The organism is Thermoflexus sp., from assembly GCF_042408365.1.
In the GTDB taxonomy this organism is placed as follows: Bacteria; Chloroflexota; Anaerolineae; order Thermoflexales; family Thermoflexaceae; genus Thermoflexus.
In genome coordinates, this window is the sequence record NZ_JBHOQJ010000290.1 from 1 (window position 1) to 8,377 (window position 8,377).

8 protein-coding genes are annotated in these 8,377 nt (G+C 62.8%); 3 read left to right on the forward strand and 5 right to left on the reverse strand.

Features of this window, described 5'->3' with window-relative positions:
* Window positions 1-37: 37 nt before the first annotated feature.
* The 5 genes from fabD to ACFMO5_RS13405 form a co-directional block, all read right to left on the reverse strand.
* Window positions 38-1,000 (reverse strand): ACP S-malonyltransferase, encoded by a 963-nt coding sequence (fabD, locus tag ACFMO5_RS13385; RefSeq protein WP_376793251.1) that lies wholly within the window; start codon window positions 998-1,000, stop codon window positions 38-40.
* Window positions 997-2,268 (reverse strand): hypothetical protein, encoded by a 1,272-nt coding sequence (locus ACFMO5_RS13390; protein ID WP_376793252.1) that lies wholly within the window; start codon window positions 2,266-2,268, stop codon window positions 997-999. Before ACFMO5_RS13390 ends, fabD begins: the two co-directional genes overlap by 4 nt.
* A gap of 244 nt (window positions 2,269-2,512) precedes the next feature.
* Complete coding sequence (locus tag ACFMO5_RS13395) at window positions 2,513-3,280, reverse strand: ParA family protein (RefSeq protein WP_376793253.1); 768 nt, start codon at window positions 3,278-3,280, stop codon at window positions 2,513-2,515.
* Window positions 3,281-3,336: 56 nt separating this feature from the next.
* Window positions 3,337-4,671 (reverse strand): replication-associated recombination protein A, encoded by a 1,335-nt coding sequence (locus ACFMO5_RS13400; RefSeq protein ID WP_376793254.1) that lies wholly within the window; start codon window positions 4,669-4,671, stop codon window positions 3,337-3,339.
* Between the two features lie 59 nt (window positions 4,672-4,730).
* Window positions 4,731-5,360 carry a guanylate kinase gene (locus tag ACFMO5_RS13405; RefSeq protein ID WP_376793255.1) on the reverse strand — a complete coding sequence of 210 codons (630 nt, stop codon included), beginning with the start codon at window positions 5,358-5,360 and terminating at the stop codon, window positions 4,731-4,733.
* 436 nt (window positions 5,361-5,796) lie between these two features.
* On the opposite strand from ACFMO5_RS13405, the gene ACFMO5_RS13410 reads away from it, so the two are divergent.
* The 3 genes from ACFMO5_RS13410 to coaBC all read left to right on the forward strand — a co-directional run bounded on the left by ACFMO5_RS13410 (window position 5,797) and on the right by coaBC (window position 8,298).
* Window positions 5,797-6,225, forward strand: a complete 429-nt coding sequence (locus ACFMO5_RS13410; RefSeq protein ID WP_376793256.1) for a zinc ribbon domain-containing protein — start codon at window positions 5,797-5,799, stop codon at window positions 6,223-6,225.
* A 261-nt stretch (window positions 6,226-6,486) separates the two neighbouring features.
* Entirely contained in the window at window positions 6,487-7,056 is a 570-nt protein-coding gene (xpt, locus tag ACFMO5_RS13415; RefSeq protein WP_376793257.1) for a xanthine phosphoribosyltransferase, read from the forward strand.
* Window positions 7,057-7,068: 12 nt separating this feature from the next.
* Window positions 7,069-8,298, forward strand: coding sequence for a bifunctional phosphopantothenoylcysteine decarboxylase/phosphopantothenate--cysteine ligase CoaBC (gene coaBC, locus ACFMO5_RS13420; RefSeq protein WP_376793258.1), 1,230 nt, complete (start codon window positions 7,069-7,071; stop codon window positions 8,296-8,298).
* Window positions 8,299-8,377 lie beyond the last annotated feature (79 nt).

Below are 8,377 nucleotides of genomic sequence, written 5' to 3' on the forward strand. Positions count from 1 at the left end.
TTTGTTGCGGCGGCGCCGCCGCCGCAACAAAGATCCACTATTCTTCGAAATCGGTGGTGAGCGCCTGCAGCGCCTGTCCCAAGGTTTTCGGATCCTCCACCTGGAGGGTGCAGGCTTCAGGGGCGATGCGACGGATCAGGCCGCTCAACACATCTCGAGGGCCGAACTCCACGAAAGTCCGAACGCCGTTCTCGATCATCCAGCGGACGCTCTCCGTCCAGCGCACGGGGGCGATGAGCTGCTGGGCGAGCTCGGCCCGCAGGGCTTCCGGATCGCCTGCCAAAGGACGGGCCTGGACGTTGCCGATGACGGGGATGCGCGGCGAGTTGAAAGGGATGGCCTTCAGGGCCGCCCGGAACGGTTCTACGGCGGGAGCCATCAGTGGGGAATGGGCAGCAATGCTGACGGCCAGTGGGATCACCCGCTTGGCCCCGCGGCTTCGGGCGAGCTCGCCCGCTCGGGCGACCGCAGCTTTTCCACCGGAGATGACCAGCTGGCCCGGACAGTTATCATTGGCGACAACGACGATCTCGCCGGTCTCGCGTGAAGCCTCTCCGCAGATCTCTTCCAGCGCCGCTCGATCCATCCCCAACACAGCAGCCATCGCCCCAGGCTGCTGTTCCCCTGCCCATTTCATCAGGCGCGCGCGCTCCTGCACCAGACGAAGCGCATCGGGGAACGTGAGAGCGCCTGCCGTTACCAAGGCTGTGAACTCCCCCAGGCTATGACCCGCCACGAGGGCAGGCGAAGGCCCGCCCTGGGCTTGCCAGGCCTGCCATGCGGCAATGGAGACGGTAAGGATAGCTGGTTGAGTGTAAAAGGTATCGTTCAACCGGGACTCCGGCCCCTCAAAGCACACCTGGGAGATGGAGTAACCCAGCTCCGCATCCGCTTCTTGGAACACCGCGCGGGCCTCCGGAAACACCTCATAAAGAACTCGGCCCATCCCTACATACTGGGAGCCCTGGCCTGGAAAGACGAAGGCGAGGTTCCCGCTCATGGGCTGCTCCTGGGATTGGGGGTGAAAGTCTGGACGATGCGATCGATGAGCTCCAGGAAGAATCGTTGCCGAAAGCCGGCGATGAAAGCAAGCAGATACATGAACAGCGGGTTGGCTGGCGTTGGGGTTCCCTGGATGGTGAGGAAACCCACGGTGATGATCATATAGATGATCATCCCGATCATGCTCCCGAGGAGCGGCTGCACCAGATACCACATCACGTATTGACGATCGAAATCCCGTTTGATGGCGACGTGCCAGTAGAGGCTATAGAAAACGCCACATACCCCACCTAAGCCGCCCCACATGATCGGCTCCCAGATCCCCTCGTAACCCGGAGGGACCACTTGGGCGCTATATCCTCGACCGCCGGTCAACGCCCACAGATACAGTCCGAACCAGGCGATGCCCCAGATGAAGACGAAAAGCCCGTAGGTGTAGGACCAGCGCCAGAGCCGGCGGGCGATGGCGTATCGGGTCTGGGCGAGGCTGTAATAATACTCCGCATCATCGTAGCCATCCGGGTTCAACAGGGCTTCGCGGGCTTGCTTCAGCCACGCCAGGGCCTGCTCGGCCGTCCCCGGATCGGGGATCGCTCCGTTCGCAATACGCCGGTAAAGTTCATCGATCCGCGCGTTCATCTGGCGGAGATGGGCTTCATCCACCGTGCGCGGGTGAGGGGTTGAGGGTCTTTCAGAAGGCACAGATGTTGTGGGAGCTCGCTCCATGGATTGCTCTCCTTCCGCTATGGTTTCTGTGGTTCTCTCCGGCAAAGCTTCGGCTGAGCTGGGGGGCTCCGGTGCCAGGAGCCCTGGAATGCGCAGAGCGCGCATCGGCGCGCCTAAGTCCACTTGGATCGCCTCAGCGGGCCTGGCCGCGTGCTCCCAACGCCATCCCGGCGGAGGCACCCAGTTAGAGATCCCAGCGGCCTCGGATGTCGCCCGCGCGGCCTCCATGGCGAGAAAACGGAAGCCATCTCGATCCTCAGAGCGGACCTGAGAGGGAGCGCCCGAGGAAAGGCCGGGCGATCCCAGGGCCTGGGTGGTTTTCGGAGCGGGTAGAGGCTCTTCCTGCTCCTCTCGCGGGCTTTCCGGGATAGGGGAGGTCGGAAGGTCGGACGCCTCCACCGCAGGCCTCTCCGGGGCGGCGGCCTGGGCTTCCGTCATGGGCGCGGCGGGCTCCCCGGGCTCCACCCATTCGGTCAGCTCGGTAAACAGCACCCGCCCTTTGCCGCGCAGCGAGATCTCAGGCTTCCCACGCTTTCCCATTCCAAACTCCCCCGAAGCTCGGGAATGTGGTTGGGGGCGGATTCGCCACCGCAGTAAAAATTGGAACTTGCTCTGTTGATGGAATTTAAAAAATGAACTCCCCCCTGGGGGTTCGGCGGCGAGCCGGGCGCCCAAGGCGCCAGAATCCTTTTCATCCCCCCTTTCCACAGCCCTTTGGGCCATAGGAAGGGGGGTGGGGCCGTTGGCCCGCACCATCCCATATCCTCAAAACATGGATGAAGCACTAGTCAGATGTCCGCCTGGTTTCCTCGATGAGTGCGGCCAGCCGACGATAGGCCTGAGCGCCGGGATGGCTGGCCATGTAATCCAACAAGCTCTGACCCGCGACCGGGGCCTCCGCAAAGCGGATGCTTTGGGGGATGAAAACCTGGAACACCTTCCGCCCGAAAGCAGCGGTCAATTCGGCGAGCACATCTCGATGGTGACGGAGGTGAAGCTGGACCATGGTCGGCAGAATGCCTAAGAGCTCAATGGAAAGCCCCAATTGCTGGCGCAACCTCCCGACGGCGATCAGCAGACCTTTCAGACTGCGGAGGGAGAGATAGTCCGGTCGAATAGGGACCAAGAACGCATCCGCGGCGGCCAGCGCGTTCACCGTCAAAGGGCCCAGGCCGGGAGGCGCATCGATCAGGATATAAACATAACGCCCATAAACCGGCCGAAGGGCCTCTCGAAGCCGGTAAGGCCATCGCGGGCGCTGATGCAGGCTCATCTCCGCCTGATTCAATTGAAAGGAGGCGGGGGCGATGTCCAAATAAGGCCGTATGTTCCGGATCACTTGAGTGATGGCGATGCCTTTCATCAAGGCTGCTTCCACAGTCGGCGAGAGATCCTCATTCAACCCAAAAGCCGTGGTCAGCGCGCCCTGGGGGTCAAGATCCACCAACAGGGTCGTGGCGCCGCGTTCAGCCAGCGCGACACCCAGATGGACCACCGTTGTGGTTTTACCTACCCCGCCTTTCTGGCTCACCACGGCGATCGTTCGGGCCACTCGGACCTCCCCAGTGGAAGCCCACCTGTTTCATGGGGGCGCATCCCTGTTCGCCCCTACTGGGCGGGGGGTTCCCCCCACCAGCGGCGCAGTCGTTCGGCGATCTCCCGTTCGTAGCCCTGGTCGGATGGCGTGTAAAAGCGGACCCGGGGGAGGCCCACCGGCCAGTACGATTGGCGGATGAAGTGCCCAGGGAACGCATGGGGATATTGATAGCCCCGGCCGTGGCCCAGCGCCTCCGCATCCCGGCTGGCGTCCTTGAGGTGAGTGGGGACCTCGCCGGCCCCGTGCGCCCGCAGGAATTCCAGGGCCCGGAAGTAAGCGCCGGTGCTGTTGCTCTTGGGCGCGGTAGCCAGGTAAAGGGTGGCTTCGGCCAGATGATAAGCGGCCTCCGGCATTCCGACCCATTCCAGGGCATGGGCACAGGCAGCGGTGACTACGATGGCCATCGGATCCGCCAACCCGACATCCTCCGCCGCCAGGATCAGTAGGCGCCGCATGATAAAGCGGGGATCCTCCCCGGCGTCCACCATTTTCGCCAGCCAGAACAAGGCCGCATCGGGATCGCTTCCCCGGATCGATTTAATGAACGCACTGATGGTATCGTAATGGGCCTCCCGGTCATATGCCAGCGTCCGTCGCTGAACCACCGCCTGAGCGATCTCCATGGTGATCCGAACCACCCCATCCGGATCGGGGGCGGTCGCGCTGACCGCCAGCTCCAGCGCGTTCAGGGCGTTGCGGGCGTCCCCCTCGCTGAGATGGGCCCAGAATTGAAGGACCTCCTCGGGGATCTCGATTGGCTGTCCTCCATAACCGTTTTCGGGATCGGAGAGCGCGCGTCGGAGCAGTTGAAGGATCTCCTGCTCGGTCAATGGCTGGAAGGAGAAGACCCGGGAACGGGAGACCAGGGCGGGAACGACGGCGAAGTAAGGGTTCTCCGTGGTGATGCCGATGAAGACCACCGTGCCGTCCTCAACGTGAGGCAACAAGGCATCCTGGTGGACGCGGGTGAAGCGGTGCAGTTCATCGATGATCAGGATCGTCCGCTGTCCGTACAGGCGGCGGCGTTCCTGGGCCTCCTGGATCACCCGACGCAGGTCCGGAAGACCGGCGGTGACCGCGCTCAAGGTCTCCACATGGGCCCTGGCGGCCTGGGCGATCAGCAACGCGAGCGTGGTTTTCCCGGTGCCGGGCGGGCCCCAGAAGATCATCGAATTCAGCAGTTTCCCCTCTTCGATGAGGCGTCGGAGGGGAGCACCCGGCCCGACCAGGTGAGCCTGACCTACGAACTCCTCCAGGCGTCGGGGGCGCAAGCGCGCCGCCAAGGGCGCTTCCCGTCGCAATGCCTCCGCCCGGCTGTGGGCGAAAAGATCTTCTTTCCCAACCATCCGCGGGCCCGCCTTTCTGTAAGCTAAGCGCTCGAGGGTTAAGCGTCTCCGACCGAGGGCTACTCAGGGTGGCCAAGGCGCGCCCGCCGGGGGCGCGCCCGGCAATGCTCGGCGCGGATGATCGCCAGGATGTCGTTCACAGCTTCGTCCAGATGCTGATCCCGGTTGACGACCACGTAATCGAAATCCACCCAATGTTTGAGCTCCTCTTCAACGGCCTGCAGCCTCCGGTCGATCGATTCGGGGGTCTCCGTGCCACGGGTTCGGAGGCGCTCGATTAGCTCCTCCCGGGAGGCGGGGATGACGAAGATGAAGACGGCCTCCGGGATCAAACGACGGAGGGTGGCCGCTCCTTGCACATCTACGCGCAGGATGACATCTTTCCCACTGGCTAAGGCGTTGTCGATCTCCCAGCGGGGGATGCCCTTATAATCCCCATAGACGATCGCATATTCCAGGAACTCTCCGGCCTGGATACCGGCTTCGAATCGTTCTCGGGTGAGGAAGTGGTAATCGACCCCATCCACCTCATCCGGGCGTGGGGGGCGGGAGGTGGCGGTGACGACGAAATGAAAAGGGACCTGAAGCTCCTTCATCCGCCGAAGGAGGGAATCCTTGCCGGCCCCGGAAGGTCCGGAGATCACCACGATCAAAGGCTGGGTTGGGCGCTGGGCCAGCGTTTCCAGCACAAGAGAGTTTTCTTGGGAAACGGCCTTCAATGCCTGTGGATCTTTTAAGCTGCCCATGGGACTCCGCGTGAGTCGGTTTTGTCTCTCATTTTACCTGGAGTTTCGAGAACGGGGGGAATGTGCTTTCCGGCTTTCTCGAGGGCCTGGAGATAGGGCCGGATACGGGGCAGGGCGCGCAGTTCTGGGTTTTGCGGGCCTTCGGGATGATCGCATCGGGGATAGAGGCTGCCGGAGGAGTTCGCGACTCCCTGAATGGTTCATCTCAAAGGAACCCGTAGCCCTTTGGGCTGCGGGGAGGAGGGAGGGGCTATGGGCTTTCCCGAGCGCATAACCCCGAAAACGAGTCACGGGCGCATGGATACCGCACCCAACCCTCAGATGTCCAATCCAATCCGAGTATAATGAAGGACAGATTCTGGACGGAGGAGGCGGGAAGATGCCGATCTATGAATACCGTTGCTTGCAATGCCGCCGTCGGGTTACGGTGTTTTTCCGCACCTTCTCTGAGGTGGATCACAGTCAGGTAGCGTGTGACCACTGTGGAAGCCGGAACCTGGTTCGACTGATTTCGCGGGTGCGGGTGCTTCGTTCGGAGGAATCCCGCCTGGAATCCTTGGCGGATGCGGATTGGATCGGCGACGTAGACGAAAAAGATCCGCGCTCCATCGGCCGATGGATGCGCCGGATGACTCAGGAACTTGGGGAGGAGCTAGGGGATCTCGGGCCCGAGTTTGAGGAGGTCATCGAGCGCCTGGAGGCGGGCCAGAGCCCCGAGGAGATCGAGAAGGCGATGCCGGAGCTGGCTGGGGAAGGAGACGAGGGCGCCGAGACGGAAGAGGAAGGATCTGGAGAGAATGTGGAGTAAATGGTCGGGGGGCAGAGGACCTGCCGAAGGCGGCCCTCCCTGCTTTTAGGGATTTGGATGGGCTTTAAGATGCGTTCATCGTCTAGAGAGGAACCGGTTGAGCAATTTTAAGTAGGATATTCGCCCATCTGGTCGGCGACGCTTTCTGTTTTCAACTATTCCACCGGCAATCTGGTTTGGGCCCAGGATGATCAGGTGTCCGTAGCATGGGCCTATCCGACCGTTGGATCTTTCTGCTTGCGAGGTCATGGGGAGGATCGAATGGAAGCCTTGAAAGACGCCATTCGTCGCCATGGACGCCATTTGGGGAACGGCATCATCAAGGTCGATGCGTTCCTGAACCATCAGATCGATCCGGCGCTGATCGCCGCGTGCGGCCAGGAGCTCGCCCGGCGCTTCCGTCCTCTCAACCCCACGAAAGTGCTGACCGCGGAGATCTCCGGGATCGGGCCGGCGCTCATGACCGCCCACGCGCTCGGCGTCCCCCTGGTTTTTGCCCGTAAGCATAAGCCCCTTACTATGGGAGATGATGTCTTCTTCGCCACCGCACCTTCCCATACCAAGGGTGGGGATGTCACGTTGCTGGTGGCAGCAGCTTATCTCCAGCCCGGCGATCGGGTGCTGATCGTGGACGATTTCCTGGCCACGGGGGCGACGATCCTGGCCCTGGCCCGGCTGGCCCAGGCGGCCGGCGCCCAGGTGATTGGGATTGGGACGGTCATCGAAAAGCGCTTCGAAGGGGGGCGCGACCGGCTGCAAGCACTGGGCGTGCCGATCGAGTCCCTGGCGGTGGTCATCGGTGTGGAAGGAGAGCGCATCCTATTAGAGTAGGGTGAGGAAGGCGTGGAGCCGATCCCGATTTTGAAAGCCCGACGGATTGTCCTAGGGGTCACCGGAGGGATTGCGGCCTATAAGGTGGCGGATCTGGCCAGCAAGTTGACTCAAGGGGGCGCGCAGGTGGATGTGGTGATGACCGCGGCGGCCACCCGCTTCGTGACCCCTTTGACCTTCCAGGCGCTCACCGGCCGACCGGTGTGGACGGATCTATGGACTCCCACCTCGGAAACGGCACTTCCCCATGTGGTCTTGGGGGAAGCGGCTGAGCTGGTGGTCATCGCCCCGGCCACAGCGGATTTCATCGCCAAGATGGCCCATGGCTTAGCGGATGATCTGCTCAGCACGTTGTGCCTATCCACTCGGGCGCCGATTTTAATCGCCCCGGCGATGGATGCGGGGATGTGGGCCCACCCGGCGACGCAAGAGAACATTGGGCGTTTGCGGGCCCGGGGTGTGGAGGTGGCCGGCCCTGTCTATGGGCGCATGGCCTCCGGCCTGGAGGGCTGGGGGCGGATGGTGGAACCCCTGGAGTTGCTGGGACACATCCGGCGGATCCTGGGTCGGAAGGGGCCTCTCGCCGGTAAGCGCGTTGTGGTCACCGCGGGCCCCACCTATGAGCCGATCGATCCGGTTCGATTCGTTGGGAACCGATCCTCAGGGAAGCAGGGTTTCGCGCTGGCACAGGCAGCGCTGGATCGAGGGGCGGAGGTGGTGTTGATCGCTGGCCCGGTGACGCTGGAAACGCCCATCGGGGCGCGTCGCATCGATGTGGGGACCGCGGCGGAGATGGCCGAAGCGGTCTGGCGGGAGTGCGAGGAGGCCGACGTCCTGTTGATGGCCGCTGCGGTGGCGGATTACCGACCGGCCCATGCGCAACCCTTGAAGATCAAAAAGGGAACCGGCTTGACCCTTGAGCTGGTCTCCACAGCGGACATCCTCGCCGGGGTGGCCGCACATCGGGCCAGGCATGGGAAGCCTCAGGTGGTGGTGGGCTTCGCGGCGGAGACCGGAGATCTCCTGGAGAGCGCTCAGGCCAAGCTCCAGGCGAAGGGCCTCGATCTGATCGCCGCCAACGATGTGACGGAGCCTGGAGCGGGGTTCGCTGTGGAGACCAACCGGATCACCTTGATCGATGCCCGAGGCAGGGTTGAACCTCTTCCTTTGATGAGCAAGGCCGCCGTCGCGGAGGTCATCTTGGATCGCGTGGTGGAGCTTCTGAAAGAGAAGGAAGCTTAATGCTTCTTTCATATTTTGGGGAGTGATGCGGTTGGTTGTCTCGTGGAGGCTGGGGGGCCGGGCGCCAAAGGCGCCCGGC